The organism is Halocynthiibacter namhaensis, from assembly GCF_000812685.1.
GTDB lineage: Bacteria > Pseudomonadota > Alphaproteobacteria > Rhodobacterales > Rhodobacteraceae > Halocynthiibacter > Halocynthiibacter namhaensis.
The window spans coordinates 1-23779 of the sequence record NZ_JWIF01000072.1; the positions used below are offsets into that span (position 1 = coordinate 1).

At 52.8% G+C, this 23779-nt stretch carries 24 protein-coding genes and 1 pseudogene; 14 read left to right on the plus strand and 11 right to left on the minus strand.

Going from position 1 to position 23779, the window contains the following annotated elements:
- Window positions 1-820, minus strand: a pseudogene (locus RJ38_RS19320) (IS3 family transposase); the annotation flags it as partial.
- Here RJ38_RS19320 and RJ38_RS18970 point away from each other — a divergent pair.
- The 9 genes from RJ38_RS18970 to RJ38_RS15570 are packed head-to-tail and all read left to right on the plus strand — an operon-like array spanning window position 814 to window position 6788.
- Window positions 814-2064 carry a calcium-binding protein gene (locus RJ38_RS18970; RefSeq protein WP_162183583.1) on the plus strand — a complete coding sequence of 417 codons (1251 nt, stop codon included), beginning with the start codon at window positions 814-816 and terminating at the stop codon, window positions 2062-2064. The pseudogene RJ38_RS19320 and the gene RJ38_RS18970 sit on opposite strands and share 7 nt — an antisense overlap.
- Window positions 2018-2440 (plus strand): molybdopterin dinucleotide binding domain-containing protein, encoded by a 423-nt coding sequence (locus tag RJ38_RS15545; protein WP_272945948.1) that lies wholly within the window; start codon window positions 2018-2020, stop codon window positions 2438-2440. The genes RJ38_RS18970 and RJ38_RS15545 overlap by 47 nt, the downstream gene beginning before the upstream one ends.
- Complete coding sequence (locus RJ38_RS19555; protein ID WP_238321730.1) at window positions 2437-2769, plus strand: nitrate reductase subunit beta; 333 nt, start codon at window positions 2437-2439, stop codon at window positions 2767-2769. The genes RJ38_RS15545 and RJ38_RS19555 overlap by 4 nt, the downstream gene beginning before the upstream one ends.
- Window positions 2770-2783: 14 nt before the next feature.
- On the plus strand, window positions 2784-4010 hold the full coding sequence (gene narH / locus RJ38_RS15550) for a nitrate reductase subunit beta (RefSeq protein WP_238321731.1): 1227 nt from the start codon (window positions 2784-2786) through the stop codon (window positions 4008-4010).
- Window positions 4010-4726, plus strand: a complete 717-nt coding sequence (narJ, locus tag RJ38_RS15555; protein ID WP_039019804.1) for a nitrate reductase molybdenum cofactor assembly chaperone — start codon at window positions 4010-4012, stop codon at window positions 4724-4726. Before narH ends, narJ begins: the two co-directional genes overlap by 1 nt.
- Before the next feature lie 12 nt (window positions 4727-4738).
- A complete protein-coding gene (narI, locus tag RJ38_RS15560; protein ID WP_039019805.1) occupies window positions 4739-5425 on the plus strand; it encodes a respiratory nitrate reductase subunit gamma in 687 nt (228 codons plus the stop codon).
- 20 nt (window positions 5426-5445) lie between these two features.
- Window positions 5446-5685: a hypothetical protein gene (locus tag RJ38_RS19330; RefSeq protein WP_052245470.1), complete on the plus strand. Its 240-nt coding sequence runs from the start codon at window positions 5446-5448 to the stop codon at window positions 5683-5685.
- Entirely contained in the window at window positions 5682-6257 is a 576-nt protein-coding gene (locus tag RJ38_RS15565) for a peptidylprolyl isomerase (RefSeq protein ID WP_238321732.1), read from the plus strand. Before RJ38_RS19330 ends, RJ38_RS15565 begins: the two co-directional genes overlap by 4 nt.
- 18 nt (window positions 6258-6275) lie before the next feature.
- On the plus strand, window positions 6276-6788 hold the full coding sequence (locus tag RJ38_RS15570) for a DUF2478 domain-containing protein (RefSeq protein ID WP_039019806.1): 513 nt from the start codon (window positions 6276-6278) through the stop codon (window positions 6786-6788).
- A 66-nt stretch (window positions 6789-6854) separates the two neighbouring features.
- Here the strand turns inward: RJ38_RS15570 and RJ38_RS15575 are convergent, their stop codons facing one another.
- The 9 genes from RJ38_RS15575 to RJ38_RS15615 form a co-directional block, all read right to left on the minus strand.
- Window positions 6855-8663 carry a BCCT family transporter gene (locus tag RJ38_RS15575; RefSeq protein ID WP_039019807.1) on the minus strand — a complete coding sequence of 603 codons (1809 nt, stop codon included), beginning with the start codon at window positions 8661-8663 and terminating at the stop codon, window positions 6855-6857.
- 34 nt (window positions 8664-8697) lie between these two features.
- Window positions 8698-11118 carry a GcvT family protein gene (locus RJ38_RS15580; RefSeq protein WP_039019808.1) on the minus strand — a complete coding sequence of 807 codons (2421 nt, stop codon included), beginning with the start codon at window positions 11116-11118 and terminating at the stop codon, window positions 8698-8700.
- A gap of 219 nt (window positions 11119-11337) precedes the next feature.
- A complete protein-coding gene (locus tag RJ38_RS15585; protein WP_039019868.1) occupies window positions 11338-12315 on the minus strand; it encodes a GlxA family transcriptional regulator in 978 nt (325 codons plus the stop codon).
- A gap of 1 nt (window position 12316) precedes the next feature.
- Entirely contained in the window at window positions 12317-12577 is a 261-nt protein-coding gene (locus RJ38_RS15590) for a hypothetical protein (RefSeq protein WP_039019809.1), read from the minus strand.
- A 2-nt stretch (window positions 12578-12579) separates the two neighbouring features.
- Window positions 12580-14031, minus strand: a complete 1452-nt coding sequence (locus RJ38_RS15595) for an aldehyde dehydrogenase family protein (RefSeq protein ID WP_039019810.1) — start codon at window positions 14029-14031, stop codon at window positions 12580-12582.
- The gene (locus tag RJ38_RS15600) at window positions 14028-15182 is read right to left on the minus strand and encodes an aromatic ring-hydroxylating oxygenase subunit alpha (RefSeq protein ID WP_039019811.1); all 1155 of its coding nucleotides are present in this window, start codon (window positions 15180-15182) and stop codon (window positions 14028-14030) included. The genes RJ38_RS15595 and RJ38_RS15600 overlap by 4 nt, the downstream gene beginning before the upstream one ends.
- A 64-nt stretch (window positions 15183-15246) precedes the next feature.
- Window positions 15247-16173: a LysR substrate-binding domain-containing protein gene (locus RJ38_RS15605; RefSeq protein ID WP_039019812.1), complete on the minus strand. Its 927-nt coding sequence runs from the start codon at window positions 16171-16173 to the stop codon at window positions 15247-15249.
- A gap of 82 nt (window positions 16174-16255) precedes the next feature.
- Window positions 16256-17479, minus strand: coding sequence for a DNA (cytosine-5-)-methyltransferase (gene dcm, locus RJ38_RS15610; RefSeq protein ID WP_039019813.1), 1224 nt, complete (start codon window positions 17477-17479; stop codon window positions 16256-16258).
- Between the two features lie 115 nt (window positions 17480-17594).
- Entirely contained in the window at window positions 17595-18401 is an 807-nt protein-coding gene (locus tag RJ38_RS15615; protein ID WP_052245473.1) for a LysR substrate-binding domain-containing protein, read from the minus strand.
- Between the two features lie 131 nt (window positions 18402-18532).
- On the opposite strand from RJ38_RS15615, the gene RJ38_RS15620 reads away from it, so the two are divergent.
- The 4 genes from RJ38_RS15620 to RJ38_RS18640 all read left to right on the plus strand — a co-directional run bounded on the left by RJ38_RS15620 (window position 18533) and on the right by RJ38_RS18640 (window position 23247).
- On the plus strand, window positions 18533-21421 hold the full coding sequence (locus RJ38_RS15620) for a Tn3 family transposase (protein WP_156121899.1): 2889 nt from the start codon (window positions 18533-18535) through the stop codon (window positions 21419-21421).
- Between the two features lie 8 nt (window positions 21422-21429).
- Window positions 21430-22047, plus strand: a complete 618-nt coding sequence (locus RJ38_RS15625) for a plasmid pRiA4b ORF-3 family protein (protein WP_039019815.1) — start codon at window positions 21430-21432, stop codon at window positions 22045-22047.
- 121 nt (window positions 22048-22168) lie between these two features.
- Window positions 22169-22759, plus strand: coding sequence for a recombinase family protein (locus tag RJ38_RS15630; RefSeq protein WP_052245474.1), 591 nt, complete (start codon window positions 22169-22171; stop codon window positions 22757-22759).
- A gap of 62 nt (window positions 22760-22821) precedes the next feature.
- Complete coding sequence (locus RJ38_RS18640) at window positions 22822-23247, plus strand: hypothetical protein (RefSeq protein WP_082005802.1); 426 nt, start codon at window positions 22822-22824, stop codon at window positions 23245-23247.
- A 4-nt stretch (window positions 23248-23251) separates the two neighbouring features.
- On the opposite strand, the gene RJ38_RS19435 is transcribed toward RJ38_RS18640, so the two are convergent.
- Entirely contained in the window at window positions 23252-23536 is a 285-nt protein-coding gene (locus tag RJ38_RS19435) for a LysR family transcriptional regulator (RefSeq protein WP_082005789.1), read from the minus strand.
- Here RJ38_RS19435 and RJ38_RS19335 point away from each other — a divergent pair.
- Window positions 23521-23775, plus strand: a complete 255-nt coding sequence (locus RJ38_RS19335) for a hypothetical protein (RefSeq protein ID WP_238321733.1) — start codon at window positions 23521-23523, stop codon at window positions 23773-23775. The genes RJ38_RS19435 and RJ38_RS19335 overlap by 16 nt on opposite strands.
- The last annotated feature ends 4 nt before the right edge of the window (window positions 23776-23779 follow it).

Here is a 23779-nt window from a genome sequence, read left to right on the forward strand (position 1 = left end):
GCGCAAAGCAACGGCCATATCTAACGCCCGGATTGCCAGATCCTTCTTCATGCGGTTACTGATAGCCCATCCGATGACGCGGCGAGAATACAGGTCAAGGATGACGGCAAGATACAGCCAACCTTCGCTGGTCCAAATGTAGCTGATGTCGCCAGCCCATTTCTGATTGGGGCCAGTCGCTGAGAAATCTTGATCCAACAGATTTGGTGCAATGTTGAACGTGTGGTTGCTGTCCGTTGTCGCCTTGTATTTCTGGGTTCTGATGATCTTGATGCCATTCTCGCCCATCAGACGTCCGACCCTGCGATGGCCCACCGGTAATCCCAATTCTTGCAGTTCCTCGGTTATCCGAGGCCGCCCATAGCTTTGCAGGCTTAAGCGATGCTGTTCACGGATGTGAGCCAGGATCACCATATCATCGCGTTGACGCTGGCTCATCGGGCGAACCCGCCACGCGCGAAAACCACGTGATGTGACCCGCATAACTTTTGTTCAGGAACTCAACTGGCCATTCTTCTTTCCAGGCGTCGATGAACGCAAATCTCACCGGCTTTGGCCTGCAAAGAAGATTGCCGCCTTTTTTAACACTTCCCTCTCCTCGCGCAGCAGACGGACTTCCTTGCGAAGCCGCGTGTTCTCCTTCTCAACGTCTTCATGCGGTCCTGACATCAGGTCATCGTGTTGATGCTGTTGAACCCATTTGTTCAGCGTCGAAAGCCCAACCCCCAAATCAGAAGCCGCTTGTGGTCGTGTTCAGTCCACTCGTCGTCGCCATGCGCACCGCATCACGCCGAAACTCGTCTGTGTATCTCTTTGCCATTCTCTATCTCCTTCATAGCAAACATTGCTCGAAAGAGACCGGAACTAAACCGCGACAAGACCATAGACTATGATGACATCATTGATGCCGGCAGTGGAGCGGATACCGTAGATGGTGGACGGGGCGACGACACGATCACCGGCGGCACGGGCGATGATACACTCGCTGGTGGCGCTGGCTCAGACACTATTTTCGGTGGTGATGATAATGATCTCATTTATGGCGACGAGTTACCAACAAGCAGCGTTGGCGTCGATGCTGGACTGATTGACCTTTCATACACGGATATTCGCAGTGGATCAGCGACACAATCTGGCACGAACCAAGCGGCCGCTGGCGACACGGTCATTTTCGACAATATTGGTGTCACCTCGGATGGGCGCGTCATCTATGGTAAGTTGGAGTTAGTTGAAAAATCTGATCCCAATCTGACTGTTGACCTGGTTGGAAACCAGTTTCTGGATATCCGTCTGAATGGTACCAATGATCCCGGCGTCGCAGGCGAAACCGCCACCTTTAAGCTAAGTTTTTTTGATACAGCGACGGATCAACCGATCTCATTGAACGGGCATTCGGTTTTTACCGATGTTGATCAGACGGCGAATGGCACAGAGGTTCTGACGCTCCCCGAAGACAGCTTCAGCGCCTTCGGCGTTACCAGTTCCAATACGCTAAACATTTCGACGCAAAATGGCTCTACCGTGGTCACCGGTACGACAAATTCTGCGCCTGCGGATCAGAACGCCTGGTTGACGGCCTACTTTGAAAATCAAGAATCGGTAACATTCACGGCCGCTGCTCGGGGGGCTACGACAGGGTATTCACTTGGGCCAGGAAAGGCCGACGACGAGATCGTCACCCCAATCATCAGCAGCGATGACATCATTGATGCAGGTGATGGCGATGACGTCGTCTATGGGATGGCTGGCGACGACACGATCACCGGCGGCACAGGCGATGATACGATCTCTGGTGGTACAGGCAATGACGAGATCACGGGTGGTGCTGATGATGATACTGTCACGGGTGGTGAAGGTGACGATAGGTTCATCTACAATGCTGGTGACGGTGTAGATACGATCACAGATTTCGGTGCCGATTCAACCAACGCAGATGACGGTGATAACACCAACAATGATTTCATCAATCTTGCACCATTTTATACCAATCAGACGGAATTTGAGGCCGATTTAGCCGATGATGCTGACGCTCAACCGTGGTGGTCCTGTGGTTTGGCTGTCTGAAAATGACGCCAAAGTTGCGGGTCTGGTCGATAATGATTGGGTCGAAGTCTATAATGCCAATGGGGCGCTGACCGCACGTTGTGTCGTTTCCCAGCGGATGAAAGACGGCACGATCTTTATGTATCACGCCCAGGAAAAGATCATCAACACACCGGGTTCTGAGAAAACCCGCAATCGCGGTGGCATCCATAACTCGGTCACGCGGACAACCGTGAAACCGACCCATATGATCGGCGGCTATGCGCACCAATCTTATGGTTTCAACTACTACGGTACTGTTGGTTCTAACCGCGATGAATTCGTGATTGTGCGTAAAATGCGCAATGTTGACTGGCTAGATACCCCTGCAACCCAATCCCCGGAGGCAGCAGAATGAAGATCCGCGCACAAATCGGCAAGGTTTTAAACCTTGATAAATGTATCGGCTGTCACACCTGTTCGGTGACCTGTAAAAACGTCTGGACCTCGCGTGAGGGGGTCGAGTACGCATGGTTCAACAACGTTGAGACCAAACCAGGCACAGGTTACCCGAAAGATTGGGAAAACCAAAAGCGTTGGAATGGCGGTTGGGAACGCACCAAAAAGGGTAAACTTCAACCCAAGATGGGGTCAAAATGGCGGGTGCTGGCCAAGATCTTTGGCAACCCTGATCTGCCGGAAATCGACGATTACTATGAACCGTTGATTTCGACTATGACCACCTGAAATCGGCCCCAGAAATGACGGCTTTCCCAACTGCGTGCCCAAGATCCAAGATCACCGGCGAGCGGATGGAAAAGATCGAGATGGGCCCAAACTGGGAAGAAATTCTTGGGGGTGAGTTCTCAAAGCGTAGTGAAGACTACAACTTTGAGGGCATCCAAAAGGAAATCTACGGCGAATATGAAAATACATTCATGATGTATTTGCCGCGTCTATGCGAACATTACCTCAATCCAACCTGTGCGGCTGCCTGTCCAAGTGGTGCGATCTATAAGCGCGAAGAAGACGGTATCGTCTTGATTGATCAAGAAAAATGTCGTGGCTGGCGCATGTGTGTGTCTGGCTGTCCTTACAAAAAGATCTACTACAACTGGGACAGCGGCAAATCAGAGAAATGCACATTCTGTTACCCGCGCATTGAATCTGGCCTGCCAACTGTTTGTTCGGAAACCTGCGTTGGGCGTATTCGGTATTTGGGCGTGATGTTGTACGACCAAGACCGCATTGATGCGGCTGCGAATACACCGAATGAACAAGATCTGTACCAGGAACAATGTGACATTTTCCTCGATCCAAATGATCCGGAAATCGCTGCAGAGGCCATCCGCCAAGGTGTGCCTCAGGATTGGGTGAAATCTGCGCAGAACTCGCCGATCTACAAAATGGCGATGGATTGGAAGATCGCATTCCCACTGCACCCAGAATATCGCACCCTGCCGATGGTTTGGTATATCCCGCCATTGTCACCGATCCAGAACGCAGCAGAAGCTGGCGCAATTGGCATTGATAACGAAATGCCTGACGTTAAATCTTTGCGTATCCCTGTGAAATATCTGGCAAATATGCTGACCGCTGGGAAAGAAGAACCTGTCGTTCATGCGCTGGAACGGATGCTTGCGATGCGTGCTTATATGCGGTCCAAAACCGTTGATGGCGTGATTGATGCGGGCATTGCGGAACGTGTTGGCATGACACCTGAGCTGATTGAGGACATGTATCAGATCATGGCGATTGCGAACTATGAGGACCGTTTTGTTGTGCCAACCGCGCACCGTGAACTTGCGGAAGACGCGCGTGATATTCGCAGCGGCTGTGGTTTCACCGATGGTAATGGCTGTTCCACTGGCACCTCAAAACCATCGATGTTTGGAGGCAAATCGAAAGATTTCCGTCTGCCGACCCCCCAGCCGAACCCCCTGCCAAATCCAATGCACACTGGACCTAACAAAGTGGGAACAAACTAATGCATATGCCACTTAAAGCGATCTCTGCGATCTTAAGTTACCCCACCGAGGAATTTCAGGCCGCGGCCCAAGAACTGAAGGACGCCCTTGCACAGGGCGGCCTTCTCACCCCGGAATTGATCGATCTCATGTCACGCCTCGTGGATGACATCGCTGGGCAAGACATCTATGAAGTTCAGGAACGTTATGTGTCGATTTTCGATCGCTCCCGCACGCTTTCACTGAACCTGTTTGAACATGTGCACGGCGAAAGCCGTGACCGTGGGCCTGCAATGGTGGATCTGGTTGAAATGTATCGCGCCGGTGGGTTTGACCCTATCGCGTCCGAATTGCCCGACCATTTGCCTGTGCTTTTAGAATTCCTGGCGTCTCGTCCGCTTGAGGAAACCAAAGATATTCTGGGTGACACAGCGCATATTCTGGAAAACCTGCAAACCCGTCTGACACGTCGCGAAAGTGTCTACGCGGCGGCCATGGCAGCGCTTCAACATATCGCCGGCGTTAAAGCAGATGCGGCCGCTGTTGAGGCCCTTTTGTCCGTGCCCGATGAGGACCCGGATGATCTAGAAGCCCTTGATGCGGTTTGGGAAGAAGCCGAAGTCACCTTTGGCCCCGACCCATCCGCAGGTTGCCCGCAAGTGCGCGATATCCTGTCCAATCTGGATCAACCCGTCAATCAGCCAACGGATGGCAACCGCGCCTCCGCAGCCCAATAAGGAGACAGAAAGATGCATGATTTTCTGTACGGAACTTACCCATACATCGCGATTACCGTGATGATCCTGGGCTCGATTGCCCGGTATGAACGTGACCCTTTTACCTGGAAATCCAGCTCCTCCCAACTCTTGCGTCGCAAGCAGTTGATCATGGGATCTGTGTTGTTCCACATCGGTGTTTTAATCATTTTCGCCGGTCACTTTGTTGGCCTTCTGACACCCACCCAAGTCTTTGATGCCATTGGGATTTCCCATGGTGCGAAACAAACATTGGCTGTTGTCGCAGGTGGCATCGCGGGCACGATGGCGCTGGTGGGTGGTCTGATGTTGTTTCATCGCCGCTGGACTGATCCACGCATTCGCAAGACCAGTTCATTCGCTGACATCGCCATCCTTGGCATGTTGATTGCACAGCTGATCTTGGGTCTGATGACTGTGTTTGTGTCTTTGGGTCACCTTGATGGTCATGAAATGGTTAAATTCATGTCCTGGGCGCAAGGCGTCGTCTTCTTTGACGGCGCGGCGGCAAGTTACATCGCGGATGTGTCTTGGGTGTTCAAACTGCACCTGTTCTTGGGCCTGACCATCTTCTTGGTCTTCCCGTTCACACGTCTTGTTCACATGCTGTCAGCCCCGGTGCGTTACTTTGTGCGCCCTGGCTATCAGATCGTGCGTTCACGTCGTGAAAACAACAACTAAGCAAAAGCGGAGTACCCAAAATGGCAAAACCCCTTTTCCCTGAGGTCACAGTCAATGGCCAGGTGATTGCGTCTGAAGATATCGCGCAAGAAGCCCAAAATCACGAAGCCCCCAAGGGAAAACCGGGTTGGGCCTGGCAGGCAGGGGCGCGCGCCCTTGTCATCCGCGAATTGATCTTGGAAGAGGCCCGCAAAATGGGTCTCTCCCCGCTTCAGCTGAAGTGGCACCGGGCAAATTTGAAACCGATGATGAATCATTGATCCGTCAGGTGCTTGACGAACGTGTTGTCGCTGAGGATATTCCTGAGGACGCCATCAAACGCGCCTTTGAAACCCACCGCGAACGATTCCGTGCCCCGTCTTTATACGAAGCCGCGCATATTCTTTTCGCCATTAAACCTGGTGCGGAAGATGGCCATCCACAATCACGCGACAAAGCCCTTCAAAAGGCGGAACTCGTGTTGAAATTGGTCAATGAAAAACCAAAGAAGTTTGGTCAAGCGGCGCGCGAAAACTCTGATTGTTCGTCCAAGGGCAATGATGGCATGCTGGGGCAATTGTCCACTGGCGACACGGTGCCCGAATTTGACGCCGCCCTTGCGACCATCACAGTGGGCGAAGTGCATCCTGAGTTGATTGAAACCGAATTTGGCTTTCATATCATCCGCCTGGATGCACGTGCGGAAGGGGATTTCCTGCCTTATGACAGCGTCAAAACCACCATAAGCGAAGCGATGGAACGCGCAGCCTGGGCGCAAGCAGCACAACGCTTCACCGCTGAACTTGTCACCGGGGCAGAGATCACTGGCCTGCGTTTAACTGCCGCTGCTTGATCTAAAGAAAGGCTTACAATGAAAATCGGTTATACGAAAATCTCGGCCCAGGGTGAATTGGACCTCTTGTTGTCGGATGTCGCGCATCAACTCGAAGCCGACGGAAAACGTTGCATGGGGATTGTTCAGATCAACTCATACCGAGACAATTGCCACCGCTGCGACATGGATGTGCAAGTGCTGTCCGGTGGTCCAAAAATTCGCATTTCTCAAGATTTGGGAAATGACAGCCACGGATGCCGTTTAAACCCAGACGCGATGGCCCAAGCAATTGCAGGCGTGGAACAACGCATGCAGGACGGCTTTGACGTCTTCCTGCTGAACAAGTTCGGTCGACAGGAAAGTGAAGGCAAAGGCTTTCGAGAACTTCTTGGCGATGCGGCGGCGGCGGGTGCCAGTATCTTGGTTGGCACCAACGGCCTCAACGAAAGCTCATTCATCGAATTTTCCGGGGGTGAAGCAGAATTCATTGCCCCAAATAAAACCGCCATTCTGTCATGGCTTGGCGATCCAGAACGTATCTGTGCCTAATACAGGCGAACATAAAAAAAGCCGGCGAAGGTGTCCCCCGCCGGCTTTTAACGTGCTTAGTAGGTCTTATTCGGTGCCTTCTTTGCGGCGCAGATTGTCACGCCACATTGCTTTCGCCAAAGATAACATCATCAGGCCCATCACTGCTGTGAATGGAAGTGCGCCGATGATCATCGCATTTTTCAGCGCATCAAGTCCGCCACCGCCTGCCAGCAACAAGGACGCAATCACCAGGGTCAGAACAATGCCCCAAACGATGCGGTGTTTCACGCCAGCTTCTTGGTCACCACCGGACATGATGGTGTTCATCACCAGAATGCCTGAGTCAGCAGAGGTCACAAGGAAGGTCAGGATCAAGACAACACACATCACGCTCAGCGCGGTCAGGAGTGGGCCTTGGATCATTTGCTCAAGCGTCACGAACAATTTTGCTGTGTTGCTTGCGCCGATGATCGCGCCTTCTGCAGCGCCGCTGAGTTCCAAGTCAATCGCTGTACCGCCCAAAATGGTCATCCAAGCGAAACACACCATAGACGGAGCAATCACACAGCCGATGATGAATTCACGTACGGAACGACCGCGGGAAATACGGGCCAAGAACAAGCCAACGAAAGGTGAAAACGCGATCCACCAAGCCCAATAGAAGGTGGTCCAACCAGACTGCCAACCGAACTGACGACCTTGGCTACCAGCTTCGTAAGCCGCAGCAAGTGTTGCGTCGTCTAATGCGGCTGCTTCGCCTGTTAGGCCAGATTTGAAGCCTTCCAAGCTGCCCCATGCATTCGTCGCACCTGCATAAAGATCAGCTGCCAACGGCTGTGCCGCTTCTGGCAAAGCACTTGTAAAGGCCGCTTCTGACAATGGTGAATACGCACCAAAGCTGAGGGACGCGAGGTTGATGATATAGTCAATGAACGCAGACACATAGGTGCTCATGGCGAAGGCGAAAGAGCCAAACAAAATGAACACAGACAGCAGGATCACCGACAGAACCAAGTTCAGGTTCGACAGGTATTTCACGCCTTTGCCCACACCAGATACCGCAGACAAAATCGACAGCGCCATGATGGTCAGCAGACCAGCCAACAAGCCAACTTTGCTTGGTGTTGGTGTTGGTGCGTCACCGCTTGAATCCATCAGGAACTCAATACCTGTGATCGCATACAGACCGTCAATAAATTGGCTCACACCGAAACCGATGGTCACAGCAACCCCAAGGATCGTCGCGATAACACCGAGAATATCAATGATATGTCCCAAAACGCCGTTCACGTGACGACCAAACAAAGGTGTCAGCGCGGTACGGATCGTCAGCGGCATATCACGGGTATAGGCGTAATAGGCCAAGGACAGGCCAGTCATCACATAGATCGCCCAAGCGTGGAATCCATAGTGCGCGAAGGTGTAACGATACGCTGAAGCAATCGCTTCTTCACTGTTTGGCGCAACTTCACCGGACACAACCACAGGGTTTGAACCCCAGAGGCCAAGTGGTTCTGCGGTCGCGAAAACCATCAGACCCACACCCAGACCAGCACCGAACATCATGGAGAACCATGAGAAATTCGAAAATTCAGTGCCTTCACCTGGTTTGCCCAAAACGGTTTTCCCGGTGGACGGGATAATCGCAACGATCAGCAAAAAGGCCAGGAACATCCCAACAATGATGATGTAGAATGAGTTAAACCCACTCAGCAAAGTGCCGTTGACACTTCCCAAGATTTTTCCTGCGCCTGCTGGCCAAACCAGTGCCCAAAGCACAAGTGCAACCATGATGGATTTGGATACAAGCGCAATTGGCAAGCTGTAGCCTTTATAAAACCCATCGTCTTCTGTGTTGATTTCCAACTTGGTAAATGGTTCGTTAATCGACATTTAACCCTCCCTGTTCATTATTTTGGTTGCCTGCTCATGCACGCAACCTTTCGCCTTTTGCATCAAACGGGGGCTGTGCCAAAATCGTGGCTTTATGGGGTTGTCCCAAAACCATGACCTCGACCTCGTCCCCTGCCTGTGCGCCTTTTACAAACCCAAGCGCCAGCGACATTCCGACAGTATAGCCGTATGCCCCAGATGTTACACGCCCAATCCCATTTCCGTCCTTAAAAATGGGCTCGCCGCCGGTTGCATCCGCATTTGAAGCCGTCACATTCGCCTCATGCAGGTGCAGCAGAACAAGCTGTTCGCGTGCAGGTTTATTCATCACCGCAATCGCGGCATCCTTGTTCAGGAAATCTTTTTCAAGCTTACACAAACGATCAAGCCCGACTTCCTGCGGATAGTATTCAGGACTGTATTCGCGCGACCAAGACCCATAACCTTTTTCCACACGCATCGACATCAAAGCGCGTGACCCAACCGGCCCGGCCTCAAAATCTTTGCCCGCCTCAAGCAATGCTGCATATAGCGTGGCTTGATCTTCCGCCTTGCAGTGCAATTCCCAGCCAAGATCCCCGGTGAAGGACACGCGCAAGGCCAGCAATTCGACCCCGGCCAATGTGATCATTTTCGAGCGCATGAACGGGAAGTCTTCTGTCGCAAGGGACGTATTCGTCAGGCGTTGCAACAGATCGCGCGACTTTGGCCCCGCTACGTTGAAACCACACATGGCCTCTGTCTGGCTTTCAAATGTCGTGCCTGCGGGCAGTGGAACCTGCTTAAAGAAACGTTTGTGATAGCGTTCCGCAACACCCGATCCGATGATCCAGAATTCATCCTCGGCAACAAGTGTCACGGTGAAATCACCCGCGATCCCGCCACGTTTCGAAATCAGGGGTGTCAGGCAAGAACGCCCAATCGCCTTTGGCATATTATTGGCAAAAACCGCGTTCAGCCAATCCGATGCACCGGCGCCTTTACAGACATATTTCGCAAAATTGGAGATATCGATGATCCCCGCACAATCCCGCAGCATCTTGCACTCTTCACCCACCGGACCCCACCAATTCTGGCGCGTAAATCCGTTGGTGTCCGACACACCCGGCGCATCAGCAAACCAAAGCGGATGTTCCCATCCACCATTCAGGCCAAACACCGCACCCATATCTTTCTGGGTTTCATAAATCGGGCGCACACGCGCGGGACGCCCGGCAGAACGTTCTTCGTTGGGGAAGTGAATGGCAAAGCGATGCGCGTATTGATCTTGCACGCGGGCTTTGGTGAATTCCTTGGTCGCCCAGCTGTCAAACCGCGCCATATCCCAAGCAAACATATCGTATTGGGTCTCGCCCTCGATCATCCATTGTGCCGCCATCAGGCCCATGCCACCGGACTGCGAAAAGCCTGGGATAATACCGTTACAACAGAAATACCCATCGAGTTCCGGCACAGGGCCAAACAGCACATTGGCGTCAGGCGACCAGATCATCGGGCCGTTGATCACACGTTTGATCCCCGCCTCGCCAACCGCAGGCAGACGTTCAATCGCGTTCATCATATTGTCTTCGATACGTTCCAGATCATCCGGGAACAAATCATGGGCAAAATCAAGCGGCGTGCCCTCTTCCGCCCAGAACTTCATGTCTTTCTCATAGGCGCCGACCAGCAAACCGTTGCCTTCTTGGCGCAGATAATATTCGCCGTCGCGATCACTGACCGATGGCAGGCGCGTGCCATGGGTTTCCACGTCAGACATGGCTTCGGTCACGAAATACTGGTGTTCCGTCGGCTGCAATGGAAGTTCAAAACCGGCCAAAGCCGCAACTTCGCGCCCCCAAAGACCGGCGGCATTCACTACCCATTGCGTGTGAATATCGCCCTTAGGCGTGCGCACAATCCAGCTGCCATCTTCCTGTTGATCCGTTCCGGTCACCGGCGTGAAACGGTGAATTTCCGCCCCGCGTTGACGTGCGCCCGTGGCATAGGCCTGCGTCACACCAGAGGGGTCAACATTGCCGCCGTCGGGTTCAAACATCACACAGCGAATGCCGTCGTAATTCACCAAAGGATTAAGTTTTTGCGCTTCTTCAATGCTGATCTCATAGAAGTTCATGCCGTAAAGCTTTGCCTTGGCGGCTTGCAATTTCAGCTGATGTTCCCGTTCTTCGGTTTGCGCTAGGTAAAGCGAACCCGGCTGGAAAACACCACATCCCTGCCCGGTTTCAGCTTCCAGTTCCTTATAAAGGTTCATGGTGTAATGCTGAATGCGGCTAATATTCGTGCTGTCATGCAGCCCGTGAATATTGGCCGCCGCATGCCAGGTTGAGCCCGAGGTCAACTCGTCTCTTTCCAGTAAAACAACGTCTGACCAGCCTAGTTTGGTCAGGTGATAAAGAATTGAGCATCCAATGACGCCACCGCCAATAACGACTGCTTGTGCTTCGGTCCGCATAATATTTCCTGTAGGTTCACACATTTCATCGGACCTTGTGGCATCACTGCTTTTGCGTCGACAATGTCGAAAATTCTCACACTAAGTTTAGAATAAATAACCCCAGCCACAGTGACGACATCAACACCAATCCTGCCGTTTTCAATGACTCTCTAGATCAAAACACAGGGAACCATGCCCGTGCGAGCGTAGAATAGTCTTAATACAATAGGAAAAATTTTAGTATTGGCCGCGGATGCGTGACTGGCGACTTCTGTCTTGCGCAGGGGATACGCCAAACTCTTCTTCGTATCGGACCGACATCGCACGGCTGGTGCCATAGCCAACAGAAAGGGCGATCTCACCCAAAGTCGCCGGTGTATAAATCACTTTTTGACGTGCCGCTTTCAGGCGCACTTTTCGATAGTACCCACCAGGGGAAACACCTAGCTCCCGGCGAAATACGCGTTCGAATTGACGCAATGACATTCCTGCTTCGGCGGCGACATCGCGGATCAGAACGGGCGTTTCCAAGTGGGCCGAGAACACCTCAATCGCCTTTGCGACTTGGGCAGGCAACATATCACGGGTTCGGCTTTTGCCATCACCTGGCTGCGATTGGCTTGCTTCATTGCTGCGCAACACTGGATGCTGCAACCAACATGCGGTTTCAATAGAAACCTTTTCGCTGATCTCATCCGCGATGATGTGCAACATATATTCAAAAGCCGCCAAAGACCCCGCGATTGTCACGCGCCTGCGGTCCTCATGGAATACAGTTTCAACACAGTTTATATCCGGAAATTGTTCCCGAATTGCAGCACTATAGCAGAAGTGAACGCTGCATGTATGACGGTCCAACAAACCGGTTTCCGCCAGCGCAAAAATACTGCCACTGATGGCCGCAACCTTGCCGCCCTTAACCAATGTCCGTCGAATAACGCCCGCGGTTGCCTTGTCTTCGAACCGTGTTTCAGCCCCCGCAAACACCATTATGATATCTGCAGGGCTTAGTTCTGACAGGGCGCAATCAGGCGTGATCTTCAATCCCGAAGCCGAAGGCACGGGATCGCGCGTTTCACCCACGGTTTGCCATTCAAATCTGCGCCCACCCTGAATTTCATGCGCGACGCGCAAAGATTCAATCGCCAGAGAAAGGGCCGCCAGAGGAAAACCCGGCAAGCACAGAAATGTAAATCGGGTTAAACGCTGTGTCATATCAAGAACAAACCGGTGAAGAATCAAAAACCAAACGCTGCGCACGTCCATAGTCCGCCAAGCGTCGGTTCAACTCATCTGCCTCAATGCGTCCTTTTTCAAGCGCAAATACGAATGCATGCGTCAGATAGAAACATGCAGCATCAACATCGCCCGCAACTTCGGACTGATCCCCGGCCAAGGTGTAAAGCTGTACCAAGGCCGAAGTGTCAGACGACGCGTGGGCGGCCAACAGCTTTGTGTCCAATTCGTCCCGTTGCATGTTTAACCCTTAAGCGAAATCGCGACATTTTTTGTCCGCACGTAGTTATATAGCGCCTCTAGCCCTTTCTCACGGCCAAAACCCGACTTTCCAACGCCCCCAAACGGCGTCGAGATACCACCAGCGAACCATTCATTCACGAAAACCTGCCCAGCCCGCAATTTTCGCGCCATGCGATGGGCCCGCGCAAGATCGCGTGTAAAGACACCTGCAACCAAGCCAAATTCCGTGCCATTTGCCATGCTGATGGCCTCGGCTTCGGTGTCAAATGGTGTGAAACAGGTCACCGGGCCAAAGATTTCATCTTGCGCAATGGGACTGTTTGGATCGACATCCGCCAAAATAGTCGGCGCCATAAAGCAGCCATCGCGGTCCATACGCATGCCGCCCGCCGCAATGCGAACCCCAGCGGCAACCGCACGGGATGTCATATTTTCGATGCCGGTCAATTGCGTCGCGGAAATAACAGGTGTGTGTTCCGGTTCTTCCAAACCGTGCCCAACACGCAGCCCATTTGCCAACTCGGCCGCACGTTCTACTGCTTGGTCATAGATCGAACGATGCACCAAAACCCGTGCCATGGCAGAACAAACCTGCCCAGCATTATAGAAAATTCCACTTTTCAAGCTGGAGATGAACACATCAAGATCGGCGTCATCAAACACCACAGCTGCAGATTTCCCGCCCAATTCCATCAAACACGGCGTCACCGGGCCCGCAGCTGCGCGCAATATGCTTTGCCCCGTCGGAACAGATCCCGTGAACACGATTTGATTGACTTGCGGACTTTCAACAAGCTTCGCGCCAATGTCAGGGCCGACACCGTTCAATATTGACACGGCACCTTCAGGTACACCCGCCCGTTCCAACGCCATCCCCAACATCGCAAGGCCAATCGGGTCAAGTTCCGGCGACTTCACAATCACCGAATTTCCCGCAGCCAATGCCGGTGCCAATGAGCGGCCAGCAATGGACACCGGAAAATTCCACGGCACGATCTGTGCGGACACGCCAAAAGGTTCATAACTGGCATAGTCGACATAATCCGGTCCCAACGGAATGCACTTGCCTTCGATCTTATCCGCAACGCCCCCGTAATATTCAAAATACTGTGCCGCTTCTTCGAATTCGTCGCGCGCCGCACTAAGCGCCTTACCGCTTTCACGACATAAAACCACCGCGCCTTCATCCGCAATATTGCGAATTTCAGATGCGATCCGATGCATCAAACCTGCGCGTGCCTGCGGGTTCATATCCGCAAGATCGCCGCGTTCAAAGCTGGCCTGTGCCGCGTCTAACGCTTGGGAAAGTTGCTTTTCACCCGCCCGCGCACAATCGGCGACATGGCTGTTGTCACCGGGATCCGACACGGCAATGACGTGGCCGTCTTCCCCGTCAACCCATTGACCTGCAACAAAGTTCCTGGCCAGACCGTCTTTGATGAATTCGCTCACGCCTCGCGCCCCTTTTCAACTTGGGTGGCAACCCAGTGGTGGAAACAATGGGTCGGACCATCCATCGCAGGCGAGAAACGACCCCCATCAAATTTCACCCCATGCCGGCCTTTTTGCATGCCTTCAACAACGAAGATGTCTTCTTCAAACACTTCTTTCCAAAGCGCCGCGTTCTTCTCACGCAGTGTTTCGTGTTCTGGCGCATCTTCGGGCTTTTTCACGTAGTATAGTTCGATGTGTTCAATCGTGCGTTCCGCCGAAACAGGTTCCAACACAAAGGCAAATCCGTGGTCCCGCTGCACACCCAAAAGCACATTCGGATAGACAACCAGATATTCTGCCCCCTCATCCCATTTGCTGCTGAGGTTTGCGAAATCATCAAGCTTTTCACCGTTTTCACCCTCAAACTGACGGTAAACCAACGTCCCTTGACCCGAGTATTTCCCCAGTTCGTTCACATTGTAATGATCTTCTAGGCGCGAATAACTGTTCAAACCCGGATGCACCCAAGGCAGGTGGTAACTTTCACAGTAATTCTCGACTGGCAGCTTCCAGTTCGCAGCCAGATCCAACCGGAAAGAGGCCCCCTCTCCGCCATGATGCATCGGCTGGTCGAAGTCTTTCCAACGCTCCATCAGTTCAGAATGAACCTCCTCAAACGCGGGAGCATCCCCAGAGATATTCGCAAAAATCACATCACGCCAAATATATGTACGGATGCGGATAAGGCCCAAGCTATCCAATTTCACATCTTCATGTGTGTTTTGGCCCGGCCCGCCCACATGCGGTGTCGCACGCAATTCGCCCTTTAGATTGTAACACCAGCTGTGATAGGGACACCGAATTGCGCCCAGAATTTTGCGTGGTTTGTCCACCAAGATCATGCCGCGATGGCGGCACGTGTTTTGGAACACACCCACTTCACCGTCGTGATCGCGCACCAACAACAGCGGCATACCAAGGAACTCGATAGGCTTGGCATCCCCCACCTCTGGAACGTCTTTGCCAAAACCAATGCCTGACCAGTTGTTAAACAACACGGACTGCTTTTCTTCAGCAAAAACCGCTGGATCAATGTAATGTTCGTTGGGCAGGCCATTTGCTGTATTCAATGGCTGTAGAACCGCGCTGAGAGGGCTGTGTTTGTTCATTGCTATCTCCAGAAATTTTCTGAAAAATGCGAGGAAACCCCCCTGTGTTTCAATAGGCTAAAAATTAACCTTTGAATGAACTATATTCATCCGTAAAAGCGCTGACTTCCTCCAGAAACCAATGTTTTAACTGGCAAGCCGCCGCGGACAGTTCGGCCTCAGGTCGCCCTATCAAATGGAACCGGTGGGGTGCAGGCAATTGATGCGGTCCGATGACGACCAGCGCGCCCGACTCAATCAAGGGGGAAATCAGGCGTCGCCACCCCAACAACACGCCCGCCCCTTCCTGTGCCGCCTGCAAAGCAACGGAAAAATTATTCATCGTATTCCCGGACGGCAATGGCGAATGATAGCCCAATTTGGTGAACCAGCTTTTCCATGACGTCCAGCTTTTGTCATCACAATCTAAGTAAATCAGGCGTGATTGTGCAAGCTCATCCAAACTGCACCCTTCCATCTGGGCGGCCAGATTAGGCGCTGCGACAGGCACAAGTTGGTCTCGGTACAAAGGTGTCTGTTCCAAGCCATTCTCTTGTGATCGGCCATACTGAATATACAAATCAGGCAGCGACGCGCCATGAAACACGCGATCTCGCACGATTTGATTTACATTTGCATCCGGGTGTTTTTGCCAGAAACGAACAACAGACGGGGACAACCAAAGTGACGCCACCGCCGAGGTGCTACCAACAGTGGTGACTTCGTCTGGGTCACCAGCGCGAATGGATTTCAGAACCAGGGACAAGCGTTGAAAGCTGACTTGCAGCGCTTCAAACAAGGCCTCGCCCTCGGGGGTCAAATCCACGCCGCGATGCTTGCGTTCAAACAGCTGAATCCCGGTATCTTCCTCAAGCGCCTTAATTTGGTGGCTTACTGCCCCTGGCGTCACGGATAATTCCTGCGCGGCCTGCTTGAAACTCAAATGCCGCGCCGCAGTTTCAAATGTGGCCAATGTTGTCATAGATGGCAAATCATAATAACGCCGAGACATTGTATACCCTTCAGGATGCAATCAGTTTAGCTGGTCTCACCCCAATACACTGACCTGCGCAAAAATTCGAGGGCCATTGGCATCATAATTTTTCGCTCCTATTCTGATTGCCTTTCAACGCATGAATATGAGGGGCCATAACCCGTGCAACCTCTGCGAACACTGGAATTGCAACTGAGTTGCCGAACTGCCGGTAGGCCTGCGTATCCGAAACAGGAATTCGAAAATTCTCAGGGTATCCCATCAGCCTTGCACATTCTCGCGGGGTTAATTTTCGAGGGTTTTTGCCCACACCTCGGCTGACCAAAATTTCTGACCCGTCTTTGTAATACCGCGCTGACAACGTCCGTGAAATGCTATCGCCATCGACCAAGCCGAACCCAAATCCATTGCCTTTTGCTTTGTGTTTCGCAGCATAGTTTTGCAAATAGCCCCACAATTTATCCGACAAGATGTACTTCGGATTCACGGTCGCATCATTCCCGGTGGTGAAATGCCCCTCTGGGTCCTCAGACCCATTCTCTGGGTGCAAGATATCCCGCATTCGCAATGCACCGCGTTGCGGGAGTTGCACGTCATCAAAATTGAACGGGACTTCCTTGCGAAACCCAACAATTACAACCCGTTCGCGGTGTTGAGGCAGAAAATGCGCCGCATCAATCACCTGCGGATCAGGAACAAAATATCCTAACTCGTCACGCAGTTTTCGCATGATAACCTCGAAGGTGCGCCCTTTGTCATGACTGCGAAGGTTTTTCACGTTCTCAAGCATGAATGCAGCAGGCCGGTGGTGCTTTAGAATTCTCAGCACATCAAAGAAAAGCGTGCCTTGGGTCTCATCGTCAAACCCATGCGCACGGCCGAGGGCGTTCTTTTTCGAAACACCGGCAATCGAAAATGGCTGACACGGAAACCCGGCGACCAACACATCATGAACAGGAATATCCTCAGCCTCTATCTTGCTAATGTCCCCTGCAATAGGTCGATTATCAGAGTAATTCGCATCATATGTTTGCTGAGAAAACCGGTCCCATTCCGAAGTAAAAACACAGCGCCCGCCGACGCTCTCCATCGCGCGGCGCAGCCCGCCAATCCCTGCGAATAAATCGATGAACGTAAATGACCCTTCGCGCAACGACGGCTGCAACCCTTGAACGGTCAAGCGCAACGCCTTCAAAGCTGCCTCGCGGACGGGTTCCTCGCCCCGTTTCCAACGATAGATATGACCTTCAGAATACCCAAGCTGTGTCGCCGCTTCCGCAACAGAATAGCCTGCCTTTTGAAGCAATATTTCAAATTCGTTCATCCGTGCCCTCACCCGCTACCCGGCATCACAGCTGGGTCATTTTTTGACAATTTGCGCATTTTTGTCCCGTTTGCAAGCCGATGCATCAGACGACCTGATCAAATCAGGCATAAAGTCATACGGGGTCCGCCGATGTATGTACGCGGCTTACTTGACCACGCACCCAGGCGATAAAGGATTGAATTTGCGAGTGGTTTCGCGCGCTATGTGGACAAACAATCCAATATGAATACTGCGACCGCGCCGTTTTAGGGAAAGGGCGCACCAAACTTCCGTCATCCAATGCAGCCGCCACAAGTGGTTCCCGCCCCATCGCCACCCCCAACCCTTGGATCGCGGCCTGGGTCACCAAGTTTGATTGGGAAAAACTGCGTGATCGCATGCCCTTAGGCAACATTACCCCGGTTTCAAGCGCCCAAAACTTCCAATCCGGGGGCGTGCCAGCTCTGTTGTGGAACTCATCCATCAAGAGGGTAAAGCCATGCAATTCCGCCGGGTCCGCTTGCCCTTCATTCGCACCTGCCAACAAATTCGGGGCGCACACCGGGAACACCCGTTCAGACATGAGGTGTTCGACATACAAACCCGGAAAATCGCCAAGGCCATAGCGAATTCCAATGTCCGCACTGTCAGGCAGGCGGGACATTTCCGCAGAATCCGTTGATATGGACAAGGAAATTTCAGGGTGCTTCAGGTCAAAATCCAACAGACGCGGAAACAGCCATGTGAACGCAAAACCAGGCGGACAGCAGACGACCAAGCCCGATGCTTTGAATTTCTGCCGTCGAATGTCGTTGCAAACCTCGTCAATGCGCCCAAGGCTTTCGTCCACTGTATGCGCCAGAATTTGACCTTCCGCCGTTGGTTTTGAACGCCGTGCACCGCGCACTAACAAATCACGCCCCAGCCATGTTTCCAGCATTTTCACGTGCTGGCTGACTGGCCTAGCTGGCCCGAAGCTGCATATTTGGGCTTTTAGAAGAACATGAGGGGAACAAATTGGCGATTGACGACTTGATATGATTTCGGATGATGCTTGTATCTGGAGGGGACATGACAGAGCAAGCATTTGCCTCGGTGTGGGGGCTTTCGTATTCGGATTTTGAATTTCTTACCCGGTTTGGGACGAAGTCGCGGGTCGCGATTGCGTGTCAGCTTCTTTACTTTCGCCTGCATGGCCGATTTCTCGCCGACCGTGTTGAACTGGACGCTGATGTGATCGCATACGTTGCGGATCAGATTGGGACGAAAGACGATCTTTCCTACTCATTTTCTAGTGATACCGCGCGACGGCAACGTGCGGGCATTCTCGATTTCCTTGGATTTCGCAGAGCTTCTGATCGTGACCGCGCCAACCTTCAGGCTTGGATGATTGAGCAGCTTGGCGGCCAAGATCTGAACTTAACAGACTGGATTGAACGTGGTTTTGATCAGGCGCGGCAAATGAGCGTTTTTGTCCCCTCTGACAAGATCATGGAGCGCCTTGCCCGCGCTGCCCGCCGGGATTTTCGCGATGGTTTTCTGGCGCGTGTCGGTGCGCTGCTGAGCACCGGAACAGTTGAGCAATTGGAATGGACACTTTCGGAGCCTTTAGCCGATACGGGGTTTCAGCGACTGAAGGATGATGTAGGCGCGGCAGCGCTGGAAAGCGTGTTGCTGGCAGCCAGGAAGGTGTCTTTTGTCGATAGTCTCAATTTACCAATGACCGTTCTTGATCGGGTTGAGCGGGGATGGATTGCGCGGCTTGCGCGTCAGGTAGAAGGTGAGGCCGCCTCGGAAATGCGCCGCCATACGCCAGAGCGACGACTGGGCCTATTGGCGGTTTACCTGATGCACCGTCGATCGCAACTGATCGATGGCCTCATCGACCTGCTTCTGGAAGTGGTGCATCGCTTGGGGACACGGTCGCGCCGCAAAGTCATCCAGGGCATTGCAGCTGATATTGGCGCGGTTCACGGCAAGGAGCGTTTGCTTGTCGAGATCGCCGCCGCCGCGCTGGATCACCCCGAGGGTCGGATTGAAGACGTTATTTTTCCTATTGCGGGCGCGGCCAAGCTGCGGGCGGTCATTGAAGAGCATCGAGCTAAGGGTACCTTGGATACGCGTATCCAGCAAATCATGCGCAGCTCCTACGCCAGCCACTACCGTCGCATGTTACCTCCGTTGCTCGAAGCGCTGCGTTTTCGCTCGAACAACGTTATGTGGCACCCGATCCTGACAGCTTTGGATCTGATTGTCCGGTTTGCGAAATCTGGTCGCCGGTTTGTTGCCGAGGGGGATATTCCAGCCGGGCTCATTCCCAAAAAATGGCGCAGCGCAGTTATTGATGAGGCAGGCCGGGTCAATGTTGTGTCCTTCGAACTCTGTATTTTGACGCAACTGCGGGAACGCATCCGCGCCAAAGAAATATGGATTGATGGCGCAGATCGTTACCGCAACCCGGATGATGACTTGCCAAAGGATTTCGACGCGCGACGGGAGGCCTACTACGCTGAACTGGGGTTGTCGCAGAATTCAAGAGGCTTCGTTGCGAGCGTGAAGGACGAGTTGGAAAAGGAGCTTCACCTGCTGAATTCAACCCTGCCCGACAATGATAAGGTGCGCCTGCGATGGGGCGGAGAAAACAGGATTTCCGTAACACCGCTGGCTCCTGTTCCCGAGCCGCCGGGCCTGGCCGCGTTGAAAGGCGAGGTGACCCGGGCTTGGCCAATGACCGGGCTTTTGGATGTTCTCAAAGAAACAGCACTCGATACTGGTTTTTTGAGCTGCTTTCAGACCTCTGCCAGTCGAGAGGCCTTGCCTTCTGTTTTGCGGGATCAGCGCTTGCTGCTCTGCCTTTACGGGCTTGGAACCAACGCGGGCTTGAAACGCGTGGCTGCCGGTTCTCCCGATGTCAGCTATGACGAGCTCTTGCATGTTCGGCGACGCTATATTGACCCTGCTTCCCTCAAGGCGGCATGTGCGCAGGTTGCCAATGCGACGCTGGCAATCCGCGATCCGGAAGTCTGGGGGATGCCGGGCACGACCTGTGCCGGAGATTCCACCAAGTTCGGAGCCTGGGATCGTAACCTGATGACAGAGTGGCACGCACGTTATGGTGGGCGGGGTGTCATGATCTATTGGCATGTCGAACGGCAGGCGACCTGCATCTATTCTCAACTGAAGCGCTGTTCATCCTCCGAGGTGGCGGCCATGATCGAGGGTGTCTTGCGGCACTGCACGGATATGGAAATCCAACGGCAGTATGTGGACAGTCACGGCCAAAGTGCGGTTGGCTTCGCGTTTTGCCATCTTCTGGGCTTTGAGCTTGCGCCGCGCCTGAAGGCCATCGCGCGCCAGAAACTCGCCCTTCCGAGTGTGGGTATGCGGGGGCAACTGCCAAATCTCCTGCCGATCCTGTCGGGTGTAGTGGATTGGGAAGAGATCGAACGCCAGTACGACGAAATGGTGAAGTACGCAGCGGCCATGCGACATGGTACAGCGGACCCGGAGGCGATTTTGCGTCGATTTGCGCGCTCCGATGTCATGCACCCAACTTATAAGGCTCTCGCGGAGCTAGGCCGTGCAATCAAGACGATCTTTCTGTGCCGCTACCTACGCTCTGAGGCCTTCCGGCGGGAGATTCACGAGGGCTTGAACGTCGTCGAAAACTGGAACAGTGCTAACAGCTTCGTGTTCTTTGGCAAGGGCGGTGAAATCGCTACCAACCGCGTACGGGATCAGGAAACTGCGGTCCACGCACTGCACTTGCTGCAATCATCACTGGTCTACGTAAACACGCGGATGGTGCAATCCGTCTTGCGCAACCCCGATGTGGTCGCCCGTTTGTCCCCAGAGGATTATCGCGGCCTGTCCCCGCTTATCTATCTACACATCAACCCTTATGGCCGGTTCGAGGTCGATCTGAATAAACGGATCGATTTCGAGCGTATAGCCGCATAGAGGCGCTCATGACGAAGAAAAAAACCCAAGTCCTGCGACTAAAGATCACCCTTGAACATATCGATCCCGCACCGTGGCGGGAAATCGAGATTAGATCTGATAAGTTCCTACCGCATTTGCATGATGCCATTCAGGCGGCATTCCTTTGGTATGACATGCACCTGTGGGATTTCCAGATTAGTGACCGAAAATACCAGATGAAGAGTGAGGACTTCTGGATAGAACCAATGTTTGGGCCACCTGTTATGGAAGTCACCACAAAGAAACTTGACTTCTTTCAGAGCGCCAAGGTGCCACCAGTCAGTTACGTATACGATTTTGGGGATTACTGGCAGCATCGAGTTGACCTCGTCTCAACACGAGAGGTTGTGCCAAATGAGCCCTTGCCACGTTTTGTTGGCGGCCAATGGGCAACCCCGCCAGAGGACATCGGAGGTCCGCCCATGTACGAAGCCTTCAAGGAGGCGCGTAAGGATGTGAACCACCTAGAACATGAGTGGGCTAAGGAGGCTGGATACGTTGACTGGGCTCATGATGAGATCCATGCTGATGTTGTCAGCGAGCAATTTGCTACACTGCAGAGACAGAAGACACGGCGAACGAGTCGTTGGGTTATGGAAGGCTAATTGCGTCATTATGAGTATACCTTACATGACGGGTAACGTGAACACAAAAACCTGGCAAGTTCGTGTTCACTTTGGGTCGAATCTGATATATTGAACACATTATGTTAGAGGCACACCCAAAATGAACACTTATCAAGCCAAAATCGGATATGCACGCACCTCGACCGTTGATCAGAACCTCGATGCACAGATTGCTGCCTTGAGTGCTGCGGGATGTGGTATGGTTAGGACGGAACAAAAAAGCGGCGCCAACCTTGAAGGCCGCCCTGAGCTTAGAAACATTCTAGACTTCATCCACTCTGGCGAGACATTGGTGGTCACCCGCATTGACCGGCTGGCACGCAGTCTCAGTGATTTACAGATCATCGTCACGACCCTCAAATCCAAAGGCGCGCACCTGGCTGCAACTGAGCAACCAATCGATACGTCAAACGCTACGGGTAAGGCATTCTTCGACATGCTTGGTGTATTCGCTGAGTTTGAGACCAACCTGCGCCGGGAGCGCCAAGCCGAGGGCATTGCTGCCGCAAAAGCGCGCGGTGTCTATCGTGGACGCAAATCCAAGATCGATTTAGGGGCCATTCAGGCGAGGCTGCTTGAAGGTTTCACGCCAACACAAATAGCCCATGAGATAGGCGTCTCGCGCGGCACAGTCTATAAAGCGAAGGCTTTGATGCCCTCAGATAATCAAATGGCAAGCCCGAGCGCATAATGAAAAAGAGTAAGAAAAGAGGGCAGACGCAAAGGGCTAGACCACCTGCAAAGGTCCGCCAGGTGAGTTCTAAGCCACCCCCACCACGTAACCTGACACCTGGTCTATGTGATCGTTTGCGTCGGGACATGATGAAAGCTTGTCTCAATGTCGCCGAAACTCATGGGCTGATAATTGAAGGTGGCGAGATAAGCGACATCAATCTGCGGCACGGCTTCGATATCAGTTTCCGCGTTGGTATTCCGATGGAAGACGGCGCTATCTATTCCCCCGACAAAGCTATGTTCGAAGTCTTGGCCCCGCATTTTGGGTTGGAGCCATCTGATTATGGACGGACCTTCCGCACTCGAGATGAGCTCTTTCGCATCGTCGCCATCAATCCCAACAGACCAAAGTACCCCATCAGCGCTGAACGCGTCGCGGACGGCCGAGGCTTCAAGTTCCATCCAGACAACGTTGTGATGTACCTACAGAACTCAAACACCTAAATGTTTACACTTTGTTCCTGCAAAAGCCCAAATATGCAGCTTCGGGCCAGCTACGCCTGACTGCACTTTGGCTCACGCCCAATTCATCCGCCGCAGCGCTAAAACTGCCCTTGCGAACAACCATTTCGAATGCGCGAAGTGCCACATAAGGTAGAGAAATTGCCATATTAGTACAGCTAATGGATCTCATTATGGTTTTCAAATGGTTTCTACCGATCACCCCAAATAGACAGGACACACGACATCTTTCGTGAACTTTCCGGGTTGAACAGCATGGCATACACAGCATCGCAGTATTTTGGCGCGCGAAACCTTTTGATGAACTGCGCAGAGGCCCGCCCCGGAGAAACTGTTCTTGTCGCACACGAACCCGCCGCCCTTGGGTATTACGACAACCGCGTGGTTGATTGCATCGCCTCTGCCGCCGAAGGTCTGGGAATGAAATGCAAATCCATGGATGTTGGCTTTGACAGCCAAGCCAAAGAATTGCCAAGTAATGTCGCCAAGCCTTTGAAGACGCAGATGTAATTGT

Excerpts from the sequence above, each read along its gene's own strand:
- RJ38_RS15545 (WP_272945948.1), top strand. The coding sequence starts at position 2,018 with ATGATGCTGACGCTCAACCGTGGTGGTCCTGTGGTTTGGCTGTCTGAA.
- RJ38_RS19555 (WP_238321730.1), top strand. The coding sequence starts at position 2,437 with ATGAAGATCCGCGCACAAATCGGCAAGGTTTTAAACCTTGATAAATGT.
- narH (WP_238321731.1), top strand. The coding sequence starts at position 2,784 with ATGACGGCTTTCCCAACTGCGTGCCCAAGATCCAAGATCACCGGCGAG.
- narJ (WP_039019804.1), top strand. The coding sequence starts at position 4,010 with ATGCATATGCCACTTAAAGCGATCTCTGCGATCTTAAGTTACCCCACC.
- narI (WP_039019805.1), top strand. The coding sequence starts at position 4,739 with ATGCATGATTTTCTGTACGGAACTTACCCATACATCGCGATTACCGTG.
- RJ38_RS19330 (WP_052245470.1), top strand. The coding sequence starts at position 5,446 with ATGGCAAAACCCCTTTTCCCTGAGGTCACAGTCAATGGCCAGGTGATT.
- RJ38_RS15570 (WP_039019806.1), top strand. The coding sequence starts at position 6,276 with ATGAAAATCGGTTATACGAAAATCTCGGCCCAGGGTGAATTGGACCTC.
- RJ38_RS15575 (WP_039019807.1), bottom strand. The coding sequence starts at position 8,663 with ATGTCGATTAACGAACCATTTACCAAGTTGGAAATCAACACAGAAGAC.
- RJ38_RS15580 (WP_039019808.1), bottom strand. The coding sequence starts at position 11,118 with ATGCGGACCGAAGCACAAGCAGTCGTTATTGGCGGTGGCGTCATTGGA.
- RJ38_RS15585 (WP_039019868.1), bottom strand. The coding sequence starts at position 12,315 with ATGACACAGCGTTTAACCCGATTTACATTTCTGTGCTTGCCGGGTTTT.
- RJ38_RS15590 (WP_039019809.1), bottom strand. The coding sequence starts at position 12,577 with ATGCAACGGGACGAATTGGACACAAAGCTGTTGGCCGCCCACGCGTCG.
- RJ38_RS15600 (WP_039019811.1), bottom strand. The coding sequence starts at position 15,182 with ATGAACAAACACAGCCCTCTCAGCGCGGTTCTACAGCCATTGAATACA.
- RJ38_RS15605 (WP_039019812.1), bottom strand. The coding sequence starts at position 16,173 with ATGTCTCGGCGTTATTATGATTTGCCATCTATGACAACATTGGCCACA.
- dcm (WP_039019813.1), bottom strand. The coding sequence starts at position 17,479 with ATGAACGAATTTGAAATATTGCTTCAAAAGGCAGGCTATTCTGTTGCG.
- RJ38_RS15615 (WP_052245473.1), bottom strand. The coding sequence starts at position 18,401 with ATGCTGGAAACATGGCTGGGGCGTGATTTGTTAGTGCGCGGTGCACGG.
- RJ38_RS15620 (WP_156121899.1), top strand. The coding sequence starts at position 18,533 with ATGACAGAGCAAGCATTTGCCTCGGTGTGGGGGCTTTCGTATTCGGAT.
- RJ38_RS15625 (WP_039019815.1), top strand. The coding sequence starts at position 21,430 with ATGACGAAGAAAAAAACCCAAGTCCTGCGACTAAAGATCACCCTTGAA.
- RJ38_RS15630 (WP_052245474.1), top strand. The coding sequence starts at position 22,169 with ATGAACACTTATCAAGCCAAAATCGGATATGCACGCACCTCGACCGTT.
- RJ38_RS19335 (WP_238321733.1), top strand. The coding sequence starts at position 23,521 with ATGGCATACACAGCATCGCAGTATTTTGGCGCGCGAAACCTTTTGATG.
- RJ38_RS19435 (WP_082005789.1), bottom strand. The coding sequence starts at position 23,536 with ATGCTGTGTATGCCATGCTGTTCAACCCGGAAAGTTCACGAAAGATGT.